General features: G+C 60.9%; 16 protein-coding genes. 10 read left to right on the forward strand and 6 right to left on the reverse strand.

Annotated features, from left to right (window positions below):
* Positions 1 to 10 precede the first annotated feature (10 nt).
* From JN524_RS10545 to JN524_RS10580, 8 genes are all read left to right on the forward strand, one after another.
* Positions 11 to 778, forward strand: coding sequence for a TerC family protein (locus JN524_RS10545; RefSeq protein ID WP_027610258.1), 768 nt, complete (start codon positions 11 to 13; stop codon positions 776 to 778).
* A gap of 439 nt (positions 779 to 1,217) precedes the next feature.
* Positions 1,218 to 2,876, forward strand: coding sequence for a Na/Pi cotransporter family protein (locus JN524_RS10550; RefSeq protein WP_096797619.1), 1,659 nt, complete (start codon positions 1,218 to 1,220; stop codon positions 2,874 to 2,876).
* Between the two features lie 166 nt (positions 2,877 to 3,042).
* Positions 3,043 to 4,434, forward strand: coding sequence for a M16 family metallopeptidase (locus JN524_RS10555; RefSeq protein ID WP_096797618.1), 1,392 nt, complete (start codon positions 3,043 to 3,045; stop codon positions 4,432 to 4,434).
* A gap of 190 nt (positions 4,435 to 4,624) precedes the next feature.
* On the forward strand, positions 4,625 to 5,653 hold the full coding sequence (locus tag JN524_RS10560; RefSeq protein ID WP_096797617.1) for a DUF5924 family protein: 1,029 nt from the start codon (positions 4,625 to 4,627) through the stop codon (positions 5,651 to 5,653).
* Positions 5,654 to 5,707: 54 nt separating this feature from the next.
* A complete protein-coding gene (locus JN524_RS10565) occupies positions 5,708 to 6,856 on the forward strand; it encodes an ABC transporter permease (protein ID WP_098966456.1) in 1,149 nt (382 codons plus the stop codon).
* Positions 6,853 to 7,656 carry an ATP-binding cassette domain-containing protein gene (locus JN524_RS10570; protein ID WP_202369304.1) on the forward strand — a complete coding sequence of 268 codons (804 nt, stop codon included), beginning with the start codon at positions 6,853 to 6,855 and terminating at the stop codon, positions 7,654 to 7,656. Before JN524_RS10565 ends, JN524_RS10570 begins: the two co-directional genes overlap by 4 nt.
* Position 7,657: 1 nt before the next feature.
* Complete coding sequence (locus JN524_RS10575; protein WP_027610252.1) at positions 7,658 to 8,596, forward strand: MlaD family protein; 939 nt, start codon at positions 7,658 to 7,660, stop codon at positions 8,594 to 8,596.
* Positions 8,593 to 9,219, forward strand: coding sequence for an ABC-type transport auxiliary lipoprotein family protein (locus JN524_RS10580; RefSeq protein WP_202369305.1), 627 nt, complete (start codon positions 8,593 to 8,595; stop codon positions 9,217 to 9,219). The genes JN524_RS10575 and JN524_RS10580 overlap by 4 nt, the downstream gene beginning before the upstream one ends.
* A 121-nt stretch (positions 9,220 to 9,340) precedes the next feature.
* On the opposite strand, the gene JN524_RS10585 is transcribed toward JN524_RS10580, so the two are convergent.
* The 5 genes from JN524_RS10585 to JN524_RS10605 all read right to left on the reverse strand — a co-directional run bounded on the left by JN524_RS10585 (position 9,341) and on the right by JN524_RS10605 (position 13,783).
* Positions 9,341 to 10,570: a nucleoside recognition domain-containing protein gene (locus JN524_RS10585; RefSeq protein ID WP_202369306.1), complete on the reverse strand. Its 1,230-nt coding sequence runs from the start codon at positions 10,568 to 10,570 to the stop codon at positions 9,341 to 9,343.
* Positions 10,571 to 10,760: 190 nt separating this feature from the next.
* Complete coding sequence (gene gltP, locus JN524_RS10590; RefSeq protein WP_096797613.1) at positions 10,761 to 12,092, reverse strand: glutamate/aspartate:proton symporter GltP; 1,332 nt, start codon at positions 12,090 to 12,092, stop codon at positions 10,761 to 10,763.
* Between the two features lie 702 nt (positions 12,093 to 12,794).
* The gene (locus JN524_RS10595) at positions 12,795 to 13,259 is read right to left on the reverse strand and encodes an inhibitor of vertebrate lysozyme family protein (protein WP_096797612.1); all 465 of its coding nucleotides are present in this window, start codon (positions 13,257 to 13,259) and stop codon (positions 12,795 to 12,797) included.
* Between the two features lie 2 nt (positions 13,260 to 13,261).
* Positions 13,262 to 13,426 (reverse strand): DUF1328 domain-containing protein, encoded by a 165-nt coding sequence (locus JN524_RS10600; RefSeq protein WP_003177151.1) that lies wholly within the window; start codon positions 13,424 to 13,426, stop codon positions 13,262 to 13,264.
* Between the two features lie 72 nt (positions 13,427 to 13,498).
* Entirely contained in the window at positions 13,499 to 13,783 is a 285-nt protein-coding gene (locus JN524_RS10605) for a hypothetical protein (RefSeq protein ID WP_202369307.1), read from the reverse strand.
* A 428-nt stretch (positions 13,784 to 14,211) separates the two neighbouring features.
* On the opposite strand from JN524_RS10605, the gene algB reads away from it, so the two are divergent.
* Positions 14,212 to 15,558 (forward strand): sigma-54-dependent response regulator transcription factor AlgB, encoded by a 1,347-nt coding sequence (algB, locus tag JN524_RS10610; RefSeq protein WP_027610247.1) that lies wholly within the window; start codon positions 14,212 to 14,214, stop codon positions 15,556 to 15,558.
* A 10-nt stretch (positions 15,559 to 15,568) separates the two neighbouring features.
* Entirely contained in the window at positions 15,569 to 17,359 is a 1,791-nt protein-coding gene (locus JN524_RS10615; protein ID WP_202369308.1) for a KinB sensor domain-containing domain, read from the forward strand.
* On the opposite strand, the gene JN524_RS10620 is transcribed toward JN524_RS10615, so the two are convergent.
* Positions 17,356 to 18,969, reverse strand: a complete 1,614-nt coding sequence (locus tag JN524_RS10620) for an EAL domain-containing protein (protein ID WP_202369309.1) — start codon at positions 18,967 to 18,969, stop codon at positions 17,356 to 17,358. The two genes, JN524_RS10615 and JN524_RS10620, sit on opposite strands and share 4 nt — an antisense overlap.
* Between the last annotated feature and the right edge of the window lie 51 nt (positions 18,970 to 19,020).

A 19,020-nucleotide genomic window follows, 5' to 3' on the forward strand; every position in this document is an offset into this window, starting at 1 on the left:
AGGAATACACATGGATTGGCTGACCAACCCCGAAATCTGGGTTGCCTTCTTTACCCTGACCGCCCTGGAAATCGTTCTGGGCATCGATAACATCATCATGATTTCGATCCTGGTCAGCCGCATGCCCAAGCACATGCAGCAACGCACGCGGATCTTCGGCCTGGGCCTGGCGATGATCACGCGGATCCTGTTGCTGCTGTCGATCACCTGGGTCATGCGCCTCACCGCCGACCTGTTCGTGGTGTTCGGCCAGGGTATTTCCGGGCGCGACCTGATCCTGTTCTTCGGTGGCCTGTTCCTGCTGTGGAAGAGCTCGCAGGAGATGTACCACGCGCTGGAAGGCGAAGACGAAAGCGGCGACGAGCCTTCGGGCAAGGGCGGCAACTTCCTTTACACGATCATTCAGATCGCGATCATCGACATCGTGTTCTCGCTGGACTCGGTAATCACTGCCGTCGGCATGGTCTCCCATGTGCCGGTGATGGTCGCGGCAATCGTCGTCGCCGTGCTGGTGATGATGGCGGCCTCGGGCAAGATCAGCGAGTTCATCGACAAGCACCCGTCGCTGAAGATGCTGGCGCTGTCGTTCCTGCTGGTGGTCGGTACCGTGCTGATCGCCGAGTCGTTCGACGTGCATGTGCCGAAAGGCTACGTCTACTTCGCCATGGCGTTCTCGCTGGCGGTGGAAGCGATCAACATCAAACTGCGCGGCGCGATGGCCCGGAAGAAACAGCAGCAGGATCCGGTGAAACTGCGCAAGGATGTTCCGGGGCAGTAACCCGGTAGTCCTGAATCACGCAACACCCCTGTGGGAGCGAGCCTGCTCGCGAAAACGGAGTGTCAGTCGACAACAATGTTGGCTGATCCACCGCTTTCGCGAGCAGGCTCGCTCCCACAGTTGTTTAGGGGTACTGAAGAATCTGGGGCAGCCGTAATACCTGTAGGAGTGAGCTCGCTCGCGAGCGCTCCTTCAGTCAGCAACGATGTTGATGCTGATGGCCCTATCGCGAGCAGGCTCACTCCCACAGGGGCGCGCGTTGATTTCAGATGAGGTGGTTGAACCTGTTTTCATGACACTTTTGTTTCAATCCGCACTTTAGCTGTGCAATGCTGGCGTCCAGTCCGTTAGCCAACTACAGCTTAAGTATCAAAAACGTAGAAACCGCGCGGTACCGTCCACTTGCCCCTTTGGGGCGCTGCAACTACAGGGGGTCTGCATGCTCACCCTGCTCAATTTGCTATCTGCCGTGGCCTTGCTGATCTGGGGCACGCACATCGTCCGAACCGGCATCCTGCGGGTGTACGGCACCAATCTGCGGCATGTGATTGGCCAGAACATGTCCAAGCGCTGGCTCGCGTTCGTCGCCGGCATCGTCGTGACTGCGATGGTGCAGAGCAGCAACGCCACCGCCATGCTTGTCACTTCTTTTGTCGGTCAGGGCTTGATGGCGCTGACCCCGGCGCTGGCGACCATGCTTGGCGCCGACGTCGGTACGGCGCTGATGGCGCGGGTGCTGACCTTTGACCTGTCGTGGCTGTCGCCGCTGCTGATTTTCCTTGGGGTGATTTTCTTTCTGTCGCGCAAACAGACGCGGCTCGGGCAGATGGGCCGGGTCAGCATCGGTCTGGGGCTGATCATTCTCGCCCTGCAACTGATCGTCGAGGCCGCCGCACCGATTACCCACGCCCAAGGGGTGAAGGTGATCTTTGCTTCGCTGACCGGCGACATCCTTCTCGACGCCCTGGTTGGTGCGTTGTTCGCGATGATTTCCTATTCCAGCCTCGCCGCCGTGTTGCTGACTGCGACGCTGGCCGGCGCCAGCGTGATCAGCCTGCCGGTGGCGATCGGTCTGGTGATCGGCGCCAACATCGGCAGCGGCGTGCTGGCGTTCATGAGCACCAGCATGCAGAACGCCGCCGGGCGGCAAGTGGCGCTTGGCAGCCTGTTGTACAAACTGATTGGGCTGTTGCTGATCATCCCGGTGCTCGATCCGCTGGTGCACTGGATGGACGGCCTGGATTTCAGTCCGCAGGAAATGGTCATCGGCTTCCACCTGCTCTACAACACCGCGCGCTGTCTGATCCTGCTGCCCAGTGTTTCGCCGATGGCACGGCTGTGTGCCTGGCTGCTGCCGGAGCGCCCGGAGGTCAACGGCACCGCCAAGCCGCGGCATCTCGATGCGACGGCGCTGGTCACCCCGAGCCTGGCGTTGGCCAACGCCGCCCGCGAGACCCTGCGCATGGGCGACCTGATCGACAACATGCTCGACGCGATGCTCGATGTGCTGCGCGGCAAGCAGACCGCCATTACCCAGGAAATGCGCCGACTGACCGATGACGTCGAAGCGCTGTACAGCGCGATCAAGCTGTATCTGGCGCAAATGCCCCGCGAGGATCTCGGCGAACAGGACAGTCGGCGCTGGGCAGAGACCATCGAATTGGCGATCAACCTGAAACTGGCCAGCGACCTGATCGAACGCATGCTGCGCAAAGTGCAGCAGCAGAAGACTTCGCAGCGGCGGTCGTTTTCCGAAGAAGGCCTGGAGGATCTGGCCGGGCTGCATCAGCAACTGATCGCCAACCTGCGCCTGGGCCTGTCAGTGTTTCTCAGTGGCGACAAGGAAAGCGCCCGTCAGCTGTTGCGCGAGAAACGTCGCTTTCGTGCACAGGAACGGCGTCTGGCCCATGCCCATGTCAGCCGTTTGCAACGTAAGATCGTGCAGAGTCTGGAAACCAGTTCGCTGCATCTGGAGCTGATTGCGGATATGAAACGCTTGAATTCGCTGTTTTGCAGCAGTGCTTATGTGGTGCTGGAAACGGCCGATACCGGGGCGCTGGAAGCGGATGATATTGCCGACATTACGCATTCGCCTTGAACGTCTGGGGCTGGGGTCAGTCAGTAACATTGATTCAGCCTTAAGACCTTCGCGAGCAAGCTCGCTCCCACATTTGAAATGCATTCCCCTGTGGGAGCGAGCTTGCTCGCGAATGCCGGCCTGAATAGCGACACGGATCTCCAAATCAGCCGTATGGAAGCCTGTTATGCGTTGCCTGTTGTTCGCCTGTCTGTTGCTCGGTTCCCTGCCCGCCTTCGCCGTTGATCGCTTTCAGGTCGAAGGCTACGCGCTGCCCAACGGTTTGCAGCTGTTGCTCAAACCCGGCACCGAGCGCGGGCATGTGGCAATTCGTCTGGTGGTGGGCGTCGGTCTCGACGATTTCGACTGCGATGAAAAAGAGCTGCCGCACCTGCTTGAGCACCTGCTGTTCAGCGGCGTCGATGCCACCGGCGAAGGCGGCCTCGAGGAGCGCATGCAGGCGCTGGGCGGTGAGTGGAACGCGTTTACCAGCAACGCCGACACCACGTTCGTCATCGAAGCCCCGGCGAAGAACCAGCGCAAGGTCCTCGACCTGTTGCTCGACCTTTTGACCCAGACCCGCATTGACGACAACGCGATCAACGCTGCCAAACGTGTGGTCGAGCGCGAGGACGGCGGCCATTACACGCGCCTGCAACGCTTTCTCGACCGCCAGGATCTGGGCCACACCGCGAGCAATCAACTGGCGGTGGAATTGGGCCTGAAATGCCCGCAGCGGGCCGAGGTCGGTCACCTGACCCAGAAGCAACTGGAGAAGGTGCGCAAGACCTGGTACGCGCCGAACAACATGACGCTGATCGTCGTCGGTGAACTCGACAAACTGCTGCCGGCCTATCTGGAACGCACCTGGGGCGCGCTTGAAGCGGTGGACCCGGCGGAGCACCGTGAGCTGCCGGACATCCGCACCAGCGCCGCCCATGAACGCACCCTCACCCGTGGCTTCATCGGCGACAGCGCCAAGTTGCACTGGCTGGTGCCGGAGCCGATGCTCGACGATCAGTACGACGAGACCTTCGACATCCTCAAGGACTACCTCGACTGGGCGCTGTACCGGCAGATTCGCCTGAATCACGGCCTGTCCTACGGGCCATGGGCCGAACGTGAAGTGTTTGGCGGGGTCGGCTTCATGAGCCTCAACGCTGACGTGGATCGCGATGACCTCGCCGAAGCCCAACAGGTGCTGGAAGACCTCAAGGCCGACCTGCTGAAAAACGGCCTCGACCCGGACACCTTCGCCCGGATCAAACAAGCCGCCATCGCCCATCAGGCCTGGGCGGTACAGGGCAACAGTGCCATGGCGGATTACTACTGGAGCGCGCTGGGCGATTACGAGGACGGGCGCTTTGCCAACCCGGCCCGCGAGCTGCAAGGCGTGACCCTGGAAACGGCGAACAAGGCCATGCGCGAGTTGCTGTTGCAACCGGGATATCTGCGGATCGAGAAGCCGTTGCTCAGTGATGATGAAGTGTTGTGGCTGATTGCCGGTGGTCTCGGGGTTCTGCTGTTGATCCTGATCGGCTGGCGCCTGCATCACCGCCGAAAACCCGCCGAACACTGACCCTGTGGGAGCGAGCCTGCTCGCGAAGGCGTCGTATCAGTTGATGCAATGTTGTATGACCCACCGCATTCGCGAGCAGGCTCGCTCCCACAGGGATCTGTGGTGATTTTACTGACCGCGAGCCTCGCCACGTCGCCCGGCGGACGGTACTCTGTCGAGGTTTTTTCCTACTCAGTCGTGAACCGCCACCATGCAGAAAATCCCCCTCCTGATCCAGCGCATTCTCGAACTGATGAAGCGCTATCCCGGGGTGATTGCGCTTGGCGGTTTCATCTCCGGGGTCGGCAGTTTCATTCTGGTCGATCGCCAGCAGGGACTGGCGAGCTGGATCACCATCATCATGCTGCTGAGCTGGATCTGGCTGATGCTGGAAAACACCCTGACCGGCCTGTTCACGCGCATCTTCAAGCGGGAGATCCCCCAGCCACTGCTGCGTTACGCGACGCAGATGATCCATCAGGAAAGCCTGTTTTTCGTCCTGCCGTTCTTCTTCATCACCACCACCTGGAACAGCGGCCAGCTGATCTTCACCGGCCTGCTGTGCATCGCCGCGTTGATCTCGATTGTCGATCCGCTCTATTACAAATGGCTGGCGCCACGGCGCTGGGCGTTTCTCGCGTTGCACACCCTGACCCTGTTCGCCGCCCTGCTCACCGCGCTGCCGGTGATCATGCACCTGACCACCGCGCAGAGTTTCAAATGGGCACTGGGCACGGCGGTGGTGTTGTCATTCCCGAGCCTGGCGTCGATCTTCCCGATCCGCACCGTGCGCAACGCGTTGGCCATTCTGTGCATCACCTTCGGCATTGGCGCGGTCGGCTGGACCCTGCGCTCGTGGGTGCCGCCGGCGACGCTGTGGATGACCGACGTGGCGATCAGCACCCAGTTGCAGGATCGCACCCCGGGCGACAGCCTCGAACAGGTCAGCGCCGAGCAGATCCGCAACGGCGGCCTCTACGCCTACACCGCGATCAACGCGCCGCGCGGGCTGGATGAGCGGATCTACCATGTGTGGCAGTTCGACGGCAAAGAGGTCGACCGCATCGCTCTCGATATCCACGGCGGGCGCAAGGAAGGTTATCGGGCGTGGACGCACAAGCAGAACTTCCCCGGCAACCCGGCGGGCAAGTGGCAGGTGCGGGTGCTGACTGAAGATGGTCAGGTGATCGGCGTGTTGCGTTTCGAAGTGACAGACAGCACAGCGATCAAAGAAAAGTAATCCGGTTCGTGCTATTACGTTAGTTCGCTTAATAGCCGGACAAGCACGGAGCTTATGATCAGCAGCTCAATGAGCGGTAATGCCCAGCTGGACACGTCAATCAGCCCTGCCCGCCTGCGGGTTTCCGGGGACTGGACGCTTGCCCATTACGCCGACCTCAAGCACCTGACCGAAAAACTGACCGGCCAGTACGACGCCAATACCGTGGTCGACCTCAACAGCCTCGGTGCGCTCGACACCGCGGGCGCTTCCTTGCTGGTGGAACTGCTCGGTTCCGAGCGCCTCGGAAAATCCGCCGAACACCCCGATTGCACGATTTCCCAGGCTGACCGGGCGCTGCTGCAAACGGTGTATCGCTCGCTGACTGATTTCTGTGTGCCGGTGAAAGAGCCGGAAGTCAGTGTCAGCGTGCAACTGCTGACCCGCATCGGGCGCGCCGTGGAAACGGTCTGGCAGGACACCCTGCAAGTGCTGGGTTTCATTGGCCTGATCCTCGAAACCATCGCCCGCAACCTGTTGCGCCCCAAGCGCTGGCGCATCACCCCCGTCGTCGCCCACATCGAACAGACCGGTCTCGACGCTGCGCCGATCGTGGCGCTGCTGACCTTTCTGGTTGGCGCAGTGGTGGCGTTTCTCGGCGCCACGGTGCTGGCCAGTTTCGGCGCGACGATCTTTACCGTGGACCTGGTGGGCTTCTCTTTCCTGCGTGAGTTCGGCGTGTTGCTCACGGCGATCCTGATGGCCGGGCGCACTGCCAGCGCGTTCACCGCGCAGATCGGTTCGATGAAGGCCAACGAGGAGATCGACGCGATCCGCACCCTCGGCCTCGACCCGATGGAGCTGCTGGTGGTGCCGCGCGTGCTGGCGATGCTGGTGGCGCTGCCGATGCTGACGTTTCTGGCGATGCTCTGCGGAATCATCGGCGGTGGCGTGGTGTGCGCGGTGTCGCTGGGGATTTCGCCGGCGATGTTTCTCTCGCTGCTGCAGAGCGACATCGGTATTCAGCACTTTCTGGTCGGCCTGGTGAAAGCGCCGATCTTTGCCTTCCTGATCGCCACGATCGGTTGCCTGGAAGGCTTCAAGGTCAGCGGCAGCGCCGAATCGGTCGGTGCGCACACCACGTCTGCCGTGGTGCAGTCGATTTTCGTGGTGATCGTGCTCGATGCGGTGGCTGCGCTGTTCTTCATGGAGATGGGCTGGTGAGTCGTCTACCCCGCGCGCCCTCGGAGGCGGTGATCGAAGTCCGTGGCCTGTGCAATCGCTTTGGCAGCCAGAGCGTGCACGAGAATCTCGATCTGGATTTGTACAAGGGCGAAATCCTCGCCGTGGTCGGCGGCTCCGGCAGCGGTAAATCGGTGCTGTTGCGCAGCATTGTCGGTCTGCGTCGGCCCAGCGAAGGCACCGTGAAGGTGTTCGGGCAAAACCTGCCGAGCCTGTCCGAGCATGAGCGTTCGCTGGTCGAGCGGCGCTTTGGTGTGTTGTTCCAGAAAGGCGCGCTGTTCTCCTCGCTGACGGTGACCGAAAACGTCGCCCTGCCGCTGATCGAACACGCCGGCCTGAGCCGCAACGACGCCGAGCATCTGGCGGCGGTTAAGCTGGCGCTGGCCGGGCTGCCGCTGTCGGCGGCGGACAAATACCCGGCCTCGCTGTCCGGCGGGATGATCAAGCGCGCGGCGCTGGCGCGGGCCCTTGCGCTGGATCCGGACATCCTGTTTCTCGACGAACCCACCGCCGGCCTCGATCCGATTGGCGCGGCGCAGTTCGATCAACTGATCCTGACCCTGCGCGATGCGCTGGGCCTGAGCGTGTTTCTGGTGACCCACGACCTCGACACGCTCTACACCATCACCGACCGGGTGGCGGTGCTGGCGCAGAAGAAGGTGCTGGTTGCCGGCCCGATCGACGTAGTCTCGGAAACCGACGACGCGTGGATTCACGAATACTTCCACGGCCCGCGTGGCCGCTCGGCGCTGGACGCCGCCAAATTGCTCAACGAGGTCTGACATGGAAACCCGAGCCCATCATGTGTTGATCGGCCTGTTCTCAGTGATTGTCGTGGCAGGCGCCCTGCTCTTCGGCCTGTGGCTGGCCAAGTCCAGCGTCGACAGCGAGTTCAAGGATTACGAAGTAGTGTTCAACGAGGCGGTCAGCGGCCTGTCCAAGGGCAGCCCGGTGCAGTACAGCGGGATCAAGGTCGGTGACGTGGTCAACCTGCGTCTCGACCCGAAAGACCCACGCCGAGTGCTGGCGCGGATTCGTCTGGGCGGTGACACCCCGGTCAAGGAAGACACCCAGGCCAAACTGGCACTGGCCGGGATCACTGGCACCTCGATCATCCAGCTCAGCGGCGGCACCCCGGAGAGTCCGAAGCTGCGTGGGCATGACGGCGAGCTGCCGACCATTGTCGCGGCACCCTCGCCTATTTCCCGGCTGCTCAACGACAGCAACGATTTGATGAGTGGCATCACCGCGCTGCTGAGCAACGCCAACCAGATGTTCTCCCCGGAGAACGTCGAGCGCGTCAGCAACACCTTGGCGCATCTGGAACAGACCACCGGTTCGATCAACGATCAGCGCGGCGACCTGCGTCAGGCCATGCAGCAACTGGCGAGCGTCGGCAAGCAGGCCGGCAGCATGCTCGAGCAAACTTCGGCGCTGATGCGCAACGCCAACGGCCTGCTCAACGATCAGGGCAAGCAGGCGCTGGGCAGTGCCGAGCAGGCGATGAAGTCGCTGGAGCAAAGCAGCGCCACCATCAACGGCCTGCTGAGCAAGAATCAGAACTCCCTCGACAACGGAATGCAGGGCCTCAATGGCCTGGCGCCGGCGATCCGCGAACTGCGCGAGACCCTGACTTCGCTGCGCGGCATTTCCCAACGCCTTGAGGCCAACCCCAGCGGCTACTTGCTGGGCAGTGACAAGAACAAGGAATTCACCCCATGAAGCTGACTCACTTCGCTCTCCTCGCCAGCCTCGCCTTGACCAGTGCCTGCTCGATCCTGCCCAAGGCCGAACCTTCGGATGTCTATCGCCTGCCTGCCGCGCAAGCGCCTGCCTCGGCCAGCTCAGTGGCGACCCAGCATTGGTCGCTGCGCCTGAACAAGTTGCAGGCCAGCGAAGCGCTGAACCGGCCGAACATCGCGGTGATCCCACAGGGCGACGTGATCAGCAGCTACAAGGCCTCGCGCTGGAGCGATCCGGCGCCGGTGCTGGTGCGTAATCGGCTGCTGGATGGTTTTGCCCGGGATGGTCGGGTGACGCTGCTCAGCACCGATGACAGCAACTTCGCTGCGGACCTGGAACTGGGCGGCAGCTTGCAGGCGTTTCAGACCGAGTATCAGGGCAATCAGGCCAGCGTCGTAGTGCGGGTCGATGCGCTGCTGGTGCGCGGCTATGACCAGAAGATTCTCGCCAGCCGCCGCTTTGAAGAGCGTCAGCCTTTGAATGATGTACAGGTGCCGGCGGTGGTCGCGGGGTTTGGACAGGCCAGTGATCGGCTGACGGCCAAGGTTGTCGCTTGGGCTGTTCAGCAAGGCCAGCAATTCACCCAACAACCCAGACCTTAAACCTTATACATAACCCCTGTGGGAGCGGGCTTGCTCGCGAAGGCGGTGTGTCAGTCAATATACAGGTCGACTGACCCGCCGCTTTCGCGAGCAAGCCCGCTCCCACAATGGGGATTCGTGGTTAACCGAAGAACCAGTAGCAGACGCCGATGGCGCCGAGTACGCCGGCCAATTCGGCCAGCAGCGCGCATCCAACGGCGTGCCTTGCGCGCTGAATCCCCACCGCACCGAAATACACCGCCAGTACATAGAACGTGGTCTCGGTGCTGCCCTGAATCGTCGCCGCCACCAGTGACGGGAAGCTGTCGACGCCGGAGGTCTTCATGGTCTCGATCAGCATCGCCCGTGCGGCGCTGCCGGAAAACGGTTTGACCATCGCCGTCGGCAACGCATCGACAAAACGCGTATCCCACCCGGCCCACTGCACCAGATGCCGAATGCCATCCAGACCAAAGTCCAGCGCGCCCGAGGCACGCAGCACGCCAATCGCGCAGAGCATCGCCACCAGATACGGCAGCAGGTTCTTGGCGACGTCGAAGCCCTCCTTCGCGCCCTCGACGAACGCTTCGTAGACCTTGACCTTGCGTAACGTGCCGATCACCAGGAACAGCATGATCAGGCCGAACAGCGTCAGGTTGCCAAGGATCGACGACAGCCCGGCCAGCGCTGTGGCCGACATCGTCGCCAGCAGCGCCATGAAGCCGCCGAGGATCAGTGCGCCGGGAATCAGATAGGCCAGCACCACCGGGTCCCAGATACGCAGGCGCTGCATGAACGCCACCGAAAGGAAGCCGACGATGGTCGAGCAACTGGTCGCCAACAGGATCGGCAGAAACACCAGAGTCGGGTCTGGTGCGCCTTGCTGGGCGCGGTACATGAAGATTGTCACCGGCAACAGGGTCAGCGACGAGGCGTTGAGCACCAGGAACAGGATCTGCGCGTTGCTGGCGATGGTCGCGCTGGGGTTGAGCTCCTGCAGCGCCTTCATGGCCTTGAGGCCGATCGGCGTGGCGGCGTTGTCCAGGCCCAGGCCGTTGGCGGCGAAGTTCAGGGTAATCAGACCGAGCGCCGGGTGCCCGGCCGGAACTTCCGGCATCAGCCGCAGGAACAGCGGCCCGAGCACCTTGGCCAGCCACTCGACGATCCCGGCCTTTTCAGCGATGCGCAGAAAGCCCAGCCACAGGGTCAGCGTGCCGAACAGCAGCACCATGACCTCGACCGAGAGTTTGGCCATGGCGAAAATGCTTTCCACCATCGCCGCGAAAATCCCGGCGTTGCCACCGACCAGCCACTGCACCAGCGCAGATATTGCTGCCACGACGAAGAAGCCAAGCCACAGGCCATTAAGCATCAGTCAAATCCCCCGGAAGATGCGGCGAATGATAGCGGGGTCGCCAGAAACGACAAACCCCGGATTGCTCCGGGGTTTGTCTGGCCTCAATCACCTGTAGGAGCTGCCGCAGGCTGCGATCTTTTGATTTTGTTTTAAAAGCAAGATCAAAAGATCGCAGCCTGCGGCAGCTCCTACAGAGGTTCAGCTATCAGTTCTTGGAAATTTCGCCAGCCGGCAGTTTTTCCTTGCTGCGCCAGTGCGGCAGGGAGTTCCAGTAGCGCTCGCCCTTGGCGTCGTCGTACATGCCTTCCCAACGCGCGATAACCAGCACTGCCAGGGCGTTGCCGATCACGTTCAGTGCGGTACGCGCCATGTCCATGATGCGGTCGACACCGGCGATGAACGCCAGGCCTTCCAGCGGGATACCGACGCTGCCCAGCGTCGCCAGCAGCACCACGAAGGACACGCCCGGTACGCCGGCGATGCCTTTGGAAGTGACCATCAGGGTCAGCACCAGCAGCAGTTGCTGGCTGATCGACAGGTCGATGCCGTACAGCTGGGCAATGAAGATCGCGGCGATCGACTGGTACAGGGTCGAACCGTCGAGGTTGAACGAGTAACCGGTCGGTACCACGAAGCTGCAGATGGCTTTCGGTGCGCCGTAGGCTTCCATCTTCTCGATCACGCGTGGCAGCACGGTTTCCGAGGAGGCGGTGGAGTAAGCCAGGACCAGCTCATCTTTGAAGATGCGCATCAGCTTGATCACCGAGAAGCCGAACAGCTTGGCGATCAGGCCCAGCACCACGAAGGCGAAGAAGGCGATGGCGACGTAAACCAGGATCACCAGTTTGGCCAGCGGCAGCAGCGAGGCGAAACCGAAGTTGGCCACGGTCACCGCGATCAGGGCGAACACGCCGATCGGCGCGTAGTTCATGATCATGTGGGTGACTTTGAACATGCTTTCCGAGACGCCCTGGAACATCTTCACCAGCGGCTCGCGCAGGTCCGACTGCAGGCTCGACAGACCGAGACCGAACAGCACGGAGAAGAAGATGATCGGCAGCATTTCGCCACGGGCCATGGCCGCGAAGATGTTCGACGGGATCAGGTTGAGGATGGTCTCAATGAACGCGTGTTCATGCTGCACTTCGGCGGCGGTCGCCTGGTACTTGGAGATATCCACCGTGCCCAGGGTGCTCATGTCGATGCCGGCGCCCGGGTGGAACAGGTTGGCCAGCAGCAGGCCGACGATGATCGCGATGGTGGTGACGATTTCGAAGTAGATGATGGTCTTCAGACCGATACGCCCGAGTTTCTTGGCGTCGCCCACGCCGGCAATGCCGACGATCAGGGAGGAGATGACGATCGGGATCACTATCATCTTGATCAGACGGATAAAGATATCGCCTGCCGGTTGCAGGACGTTGCTGATCCACCAGGCTTTTTCGGCACTGAAGTGGTTGAGCAACGCACCAATTGCAATCCCTAAAACCAGACCGATGAGGATCTGCCAGGCGAGGCTGAGTTTTGCCTTCTTCATTATCTTTACCCTTACTTGCGTTTGACTCAGGCACATGCAGGAACTGGAACGCTCTGTCAGCGGAAAAGTCTGTGCATCTGCCTCCGTATAAGGTGCCCCGAAGCGCGTATTTACGGCTCTTCGGCAGGCGAAAAAAGGCGCAACTATTCCGATGCAAGGTTGCGCCGTCTAATGCCGTAAACGCCTACCCTATGCCGAATCGGCATGAGCTTTTTTAATTGAAACTGGCGTCCCAACCGGTTCGATTACGACATTTCAGCCGGCATAAGTGCCGTGAACCGGCCATTGCAGCGTAGATTGGTTATTTTTTAAACGAGAAATTTCGACGGAAATCTTAAGAAAAAGCCTACGTTTGCAGACTAGATGTCCCACTGTTTAAAGGGACTCTTTCTCGATATACGGTCGCCAGGAAACACCGCGTAATGTTTTCGCGCGCAGTGTGAGGCATAAAAAGATGAGCAGGACGCTCTGGATCAATGTTTTTGCATCGGATAAAGCTCAGCGCAAGTCCGTCGAACCACTGAGGGTCGGCGAACCTGCGTCGCAGCTTTTACCCTGACCCGGCCCTCGCGCAGGCACTCCCTGTGCCCGTAGGTCACTCCGACCCTGCAACAGTCAGAACGTCCCGGCCCCCTGGTCATGCGCCAGCCTTCCTCGGGTAGGCGCAATAAAGGGCAGCGGGGCGCTGCCCTCATGTTCGAATCAATACCACTTCGGGTCTTTCTTCAGCGTTTCCATCAACAGGTTCTGCATACCCTCATCCGGTTTGCCGAGGAAGCGGTAGGTGGCATGTCGCGTTGGCGACTTGTCGGCCGGCAGTCCTTCGGGAACATCGACGAGCATGGCGTACGCGTCTTTCTTGTCGAAGCTGAAAGCCACGATCAAGCGGTGGTTGAGGCACTTGTCTGCGGATTCACAGAGCGGGCCGACCAGGTACTTGTCGCCGTCTTCAGTCACGGCATTCATCTGCTGGTCTGGCGTGCCGGACAGGTTCATCACCCATTCCGGCAGGCGTTCTTCGTGCTTCACAACGCCTTGCCAGGTTTCCCGGTATTGCGGGTCGGAGCTGAGCAGCTCGTTGACCCGCGCCTGGCCATCATTGGCCGCCATCGCCATGGCACTACCGCCCATAAGCAGGGCGGCTGCCAGTGTCTTCAAAGCAATCATCGTTAACCTCGGCCGCGACGGCCAAAGAAGAAGGAAGCGATGAACATCACCAGGAACACGACAAAGAGAATCTTGGCGATACCCGTGGCGGTGCCCGCGATACCACCGAAGCCCAGTACGGCGGCGATGATGGCAATGATCAAGAATGTAATTGCCCAGCTCAACATGGTGATTCTCCTTACTTCTCTATTTAGGGATATTGCGTGTTCCGGCGCGATGCGCCTGAATTCTTCAGTTCGTCAGAAAACCCAGCGCTCTTCACGTGGCAGTTGATCCAGCGGCTGCGGCTGATCGACATCCATCATGCGCATCGAGGCGCTTTCGGCCTGACTGCTGCTGACGGCGCTGAAGTGCGTCTGCGTGCTGTGCTGCATCGAGATCAGTGGCTCAGGCTTGCTGCTGTTTTCCCAGCTCAGGTATTGCTGGCAGGCGATCAGGGTGATCAACAGTGCAAGTACGCCAAACAGGCCTTGCTGGATATGCAGTGGCGAGATACGCACTTGGGCGGCACGTTGGCGAGTCATCCTGGGTTCCTCACTCTCTTATTCGGTTGGGGCAGTGGAATCTGCCCGGGCTGAATGAGGTATTGCAGGCTGCATGCCAGTTTTTTATTTGAAAAATATTCAATAAAATCAATTATTTGCGAGTGAGTGAAATTCAGCGACGGACGCATCCTGCACGATGGGCCATCTACGGTCGTGCGAAATGCATGATTATTTCGTAGGAGATTTCATTCTTATGGAATTGAGAGCACGTCCCGGATGTCAGAAAAGTACGCAGGGAACTCTCTGCAAATCGGTGATTGTTTAAAAACTCAACAAAATCAACGGATTGGCCGTCAAGGCAGGAGAGAGCTACCCTCCTATGGCTCGCATCGTTCAGAATCAACCATGCAACTTGCCCGATTTTTCCGGGACTAACCCAAGATCAATCACTATGGAGCGTAGGAAAAATGGAATCTGCCACTGAGCATCAAGGCCGCATTCTGCTGGTGGACGACGAGTCCGCCATCCTGCGAACCTTTCGTTACTGCCTCGAAGACGAAGGTTATACAGTGGCCACCGCCAACAGCGCAGCTCAGGCTGATGCACTGTTACAACGCCAGGTATTCGACCTGTGCTTCCTTGATTTGCGTCTGGGTGAAGACAACGGTCTCGACGTACTGGCGCAAATGCGCGTTCAGGCGCCGTGGATGAGGGTGGTGATCGTCACCGCGCACTCGGCGGTCGATACCGCGGTGGACGCGATCCAGGCGGGCGCCGCCGACTATCTGGTCAAACCGTGCAGCCCCGACCAGTTGCGTCTGGCTACCGCCAAGCAGCTGGAAGTGCGCCAGCTCTCGGCGCGTCTGGAAGCCCTCGAAGGCGAGATCCGCAAACCCAAGGACGGCCTCGACTCTCACAGCCCGGCGATGAAAGTGGTGCTGGAAACTGCGCGGCAGGTTGCCGGTACCGACGCCAACATCCTTATCCTCGGCGAATCCGGCACGGGTAAAGGGGAACTGGCCCGGGCCATCCATGGTTGGAGCAAGCGCGAGAAGAAATCCTGCGTGACCATCAACTGCCCGTCGTTGACCGCAGAGTTGATGGAAAGCGAGCTGTTCGGTCACAGTCGCGGTGCGTTTACCGGCGCCAGCGAAAGTACGCTTGGTCGAGTCAATCAGGCGGACGGTGGCACGCTGTTTCTCGACGAGATCGGCGATTTTCCGCTGACTTTGCAACCCAAGTTGCTGCGTTTTATTCAGGACAAGGAATACGAGCGGGTAGGGGACCCAGTGACTCGCCGCGCCGATGTGCGGATTCTCGCCGCGACCAACCTCAACCTTGAAGACATGGTGCGCGACGGGCGCTTCCGTGAAGACCTGTTGTATCGCCTCAATGTGATCACCCTGCATCTGCCGCCATTGCGCGAACGTGCCGAGGACATCCTGACCCTGGCCGACCGCTTCCTCGCGCGCTTCGTCAAAGAGTACGCGCGTCCGGCCCGGGGCTTCAGTGACGAGGCGCGAGAGGCGCTGCTGGGTTATCGCTGGCCGGGCAATATTCGTGAGCTGCGTAACGTGGTGGAGCGGGCGAGCATCATCTGCCCGCAGGAACGCGTGGAAATCAGCCACCTCGGCATGGCCGAGCAGCCGGCGAACAACGCACCTCGAGTCGGCGCCGCGTTGAGCCTGGACGAGCTGGAAAAAGCCCACATCGGCGCGGTGCTGGCGACGGCGGGCACTCTGGATCAGGCAGCGAAAACCCTCGGTATCGACGCGTCGACCCTGTATCGCAAGCGCAAGCAGTACAACCTATGAGCGCCCGACGATGAAACTGGCGATGAAGTTGCGCACTCGCTTGTTCCTGAGCATTTCTGCGCTGATCACGGTCGCCTTGCTCGGGCTGTTGCTCGGGCTGGTCAGCGTGATGCAGATGGCCGGTACTCAGGAAGCAACGATCCGCAGCAACTTCGTGACCCTCGACCTGGGGCTCAAATTGCGCCAGACCCTCGGCGACCAGTTGGTGCTGATGCTGGCCGAGAAACCCGATCCCGCCGCGTTCGAAGCGTCAAAGCAGCATTACCTGCAATTGCTCGATGAAGGCATTTCGCAGGAGGCCGACGGCGATGGCCGCCAGTACGGGTTTACCCAGGCCAAAGCCGACTACCTGAGTTTCCTGCAGGCGTTCGAGCTGTCGCGTAATCCGGGCAATGTGCTCAGCGGCAACAGCGACCTCAGAGAACGTTTCAACATCTTGCGCAATGGTTTGATTGCCGAGCACAAGCATGCGCTGGACAACATCAACGCGGTGCAGCATGACGCCCGGGAAAGGGCGCTGCTGGTCTCCGGCCTGCTCGGGCTGGTGGGACTGGCAGTGCTGATCATCGGCTTTGTCACCGCGCATGCGATTGCCAGGCGTTTCGGCGCGCCGATCGAGGCGCTGGCGCAAGCGGCGGACAACATCGGCCAAGGCAATTTCGAGGTGACGCTGCCGATTTCCTCGGCGATGGAAATGAACCAGCTGACCAAGCGCTTCGGGCTGATGGCCGAGGCGCTGCGCGAGCATCAGGCGACCAACGTCGACGAACTGCTGGCCGGTCAGCAACGCTTGCAGGCGGTGCTCGACAGTATCGACGATGGCTTGCTGATGATTGACCGCGAAGGGCATCTGGAGCACCTCAATCCAGTGGCCCAGCGCCAATTGGGCTGGGACAGTGATCGACTCGGTCAGGGCTTGGGCACAGCGCTGGAGCGCCCGGAGCTCGACGCACAACTGCAACTGGTGCTGCGCGGCGGCACCCTTGAGCGTGCTCCGGAAGATTTGAGCATCGAGGTCGATGGCGAATCACGTCTGCTGACTTACAGCCTGACGCCGGTCAGCCATACCCAGGGGCATATTCTTGGCGCGGTGATGGTGCTGCATGACGTCACCGAGCAGCGCGCCTTCGAGCGGGTGCGCAGCGAGTTCGTGCTGCGTGCCTCCCATGAGCTGCGCACGCCGGTCACCGGCATGCACATGGCGTTCGGGCTGTTTCGCGAGCGGGCGAAGTTTCCCCCGGAGTCACGCGAGGCGGACCTGCTCGACACGGTCAACGAAGAGATGCAGCGCCTGATGCAGTTGATCAACGACTTGCTCAATTTCTCGCGTTATCAGAACGGTTTGCAGAAGCTCACCCTGGCGCCGTGCTCCATCGAAGACTTGCTGGAGCAGGCGCAGTCGCGCTTCGCCGATGCGGCGGCGGCCAAAGGCATTGCGTTGAACGTCGAAGTGCAGGGGCCGTTGCCGCGCCTGCAAGCCGATCAGGCGCAACTGGACCGGGTACTGGATAACCTGATCGATAACGCCCTGCGCCATACCGCCCGCGACGGGCAGATTCGCTTGCAGGCGCGTCGGCATGGCGAGCGGGTCATCATCAGCGTCGAGGACAACGGCGAAGGCATTGCCTACGGGCAGCAGGGGCGGATTTTCGAACCGTTCGTGCAGGTCGGGCGCAAAAAGGGCGGCGCCGGCCTTGGCCTGGCGCTGTGCAAGGAAATCGTCCAGTTGCATGGCGGGCGGATGGGCGTCTATTCGCGGCCGGGGCAGGGCACGCAGTTCTACATGGCGCTGGCGGTCTAGGCTTCGTCATCCAGCCGGCGTCCGGCGAGGCGCCGTCCACGGGTGATCAGTTCGATGAACTGCACCGCACTCAAGGCTTGGGCGAACAGCCAGCCCTGACCGAACTTGACTCCCTCACTGCTTAGAAACACGGCTTGCGCTTCGTGCTCGATGCCCTCGGCAATCACCTTCAGATCCAGTGCCTGCGCCATGTGAATGATGTGCGGAGCAACGCCACTGCTCGCCGCGTCATGACCGAGTGCGTCGATGAAGGCCTTGTCGATTTTCAGGCAATCCACCGGCAGCGTCTGCAGATAGGCGAGGCTGCAATAACCGGTACCGAAATCGTCGATCAACACTTGATGGCCGACATCGCGCAAGGTTTGCAGGTTCTCCCGCGCCACCACCACATCGATCAGCCCGCGCTCGGTGACTTCGAAGGCAATCTGCCGCGCCGCAACCCGGTGCAGGGTCAACAGCCTGGCCATGACTTGACCGATGCGCGGCACCATCACGTCGCACGCCGCAAGGTTGACCGAGATGTACAGTTGCGGATTGGCGCGCAGCACCGGACCCAATTGTTCCAGCAGCCGCTGCAGGACGAAATCGGTCATCTGCCGAATCTGCCCGGTGTTTTCCGCCAATGGAATGAACAGGTCGGGGCTGGTCAGGGTGCCGTCCGGGCGACGCCAGCGCAGCAGGGCTTCGGCGCCCACGCAATTGCGGCTGTCGAGGTCGAAGATCGGTTGATACAGCACTTGTAGCTCGCCACGCCGAATCGCACCCTGCAGCTCGGCGTCCAGCGATTGGCGCTGGCGCACCAGCAAAAACACGAAGAACCCGGCAAACGCCCCCAGCAGCAGGCAGACTGGCACCATCCACCACCAGACGGTGGGAATGTGCATGCCACTGCGCGGGGTGATCAGCACCAACTGATATTCCGGATTGTTGGTTGGCATGCGGTAGATCAGCCGTGACTGGGTGACTTGCAGGGCCTCACGGCTCTTCGGTGGCCAGGTTTCGGTCGGTGGCCAGGTCTGGGCTGTGCCGAGCACCGGAATCGCTCGCCTGCCATGATCGAGTACCACCAGCAGGCTACTGTCCGGTGGCAGGTCGACCATGTCGGTCAAATGCCCGCGCGATGTCGCCACACGGAAGTTGCCGCGCCCGAGCATCAGCGCCGCGCGGTTTTCATCGGGTTCGGTGGTGGTGTTGAGCCAGTAGCTGTAAGTCGGGCCCTTGATGTCCGGCGCGCGGACGACCGACAGTCCCTCCTGCCGGGGGCGGTTGGAGCAGATCCGCGAGCCGTCCATGTAGGCCGCTTCATACACGAAGCGATAGTTGAACGTGACCTGTTGCAGGGTGGCGATCATTTCCTCATCGCAACTGCGCAACGGCTGCGCCTGGAGGTCGTCGAGACTTTCGCGCAATTGCCCGAAGAGTTGCTCGAGGCGGGCCAGAAAACGCTCGCCCTGGGCGTTCATCTCCTGACTCTCGTTCTGCTCGATCTGGCGCATGGCGACGAACATTCCGCCGGCGATCAGCAGGCTTGCACTGAGGACAGCCGCGATCATCGCCAAAAACCACGGGCGATAAAACCAGCTACGCAGCGTCGCTCGGGTAGCAACCATTATGGAATATCCGAAGAATTACCAATGAGTTATAGCTGCTGATTGCGATTT

It is taken from the genome of Pseudomonas sp. MWU318, assembly GCF_016756945.1.
Lineage (GTDB): Bacteria > Pseudomonadota > Gammaproteobacteria > Pseudomonadales > Pseudomonadaceae > Aquipseudomonas > Aquipseudomonas putida_A.

Excerpts from the sequence above, each read along its gene's own strand:
- JN524_RS10545 (WP_027610258.1), top strand. The coding sequence starts at position 11 with ATGGATTGGCTGACCAACCCCGAAATCTGGGTTGCCTTCTTTACCCTG.
- JN524_RS10550 (WP_096797619.1), top strand. The coding sequence starts at position 1,218 with ATGCTCACCCTGCTCAATTTGCTATCTGCCGTGGCCTTGCTGATCTGG.
- JN524_RS10555 (WP_096797618.1), top strand. The coding sequence starts at position 3,043 with ATGCGTTGCCTGTTGTTCGCCTGTCTGTTGCTCGGTTCCCTGCCCGCC.
- JN524_RS10560 (WP_096797617.1), top strand. The coding sequence starts at position 4,625 with ATGCAGAAAATCCCCCTCCTGATCCAGCGCATTCTCGAACTGATGAAG.
- JN524_RS10565 (WP_098966456.1), top strand. The coding sequence starts at position 5,708 with ATGATCAGCAGCTCAATGAGCGGTAATGCCCAGCTGGACACGTCAATC.
- JN524_RS10575 (WP_027610252.1), top strand. The coding sequence starts at position 7,658 with ATGGAAACCCGAGCCCATCATGTGTTGATCGGCCTGTTCTCAGTGATT.
- JN524_RS10580 (WP_202369305.1), top strand. The coding sequence starts at position 8,593 with ATGAAGCTGACTCACTTCGCTCTCCTCGCCAGCCTCGCCTTGACCAGT.
- JN524_RS10585 (WP_202369306.1), bottom strand. The coding sequence starts at position 10,570 with ATGCTTAATGGCCTGTGGCTTGGCTTCTTCGTCGTGGCAGCAATATCT.
- gltP (WP_096797613.1), bottom strand. The coding sequence starts at position 12,092 with ATGAAGAAGGCAAAACTCAGCCTCGCCTGGCAGATCCTCATCGGTCTG.
- JN524_RS10595 (WP_096797612.1), bottom strand. The coding sequence starts at position 13,259 with ATGATTGCTTTGAAGACACTGGCAGCCGCCCTGCTTATGGGCGGTAGT.
- JN524_RS10600 (WP_003177151.1), bottom strand. The coding sequence starts at position 13,426 with ATGTTGAGCTGGGCAATTACATTCTTGATCATTGCCATCATCGCCGCC.
- JN524_RS10605 (WP_202369307.1), bottom strand. The coding sequence starts at position 13,783 with ATGACTCGCCAACGTGCCGCCCAAGTGCGTATCTCGCCACTGCATATC.
- algB (WP_027610247.1), top strand. The coding sequence starts at position 14,212 with ATGGAATCTGCCACTGAGCATCAAGGCCGCATTCTGCTGGTGGACGAC.
- JN524_RS10615 (WP_202369308.1), top strand. The coding sequence starts at position 15,569 with ATGAAACTGGCGATGAAGTTGCGCACTCGCTTGTTCCTGAGCATTTCT.
- JN524_RS10620 (WP_202369309.1), bottom strand. The coding sequence starts at position 18,969 with ATGGTTGCTACCCGAGCGACGCTGCGTAGCTGGTTTTATCGCCCGTGG.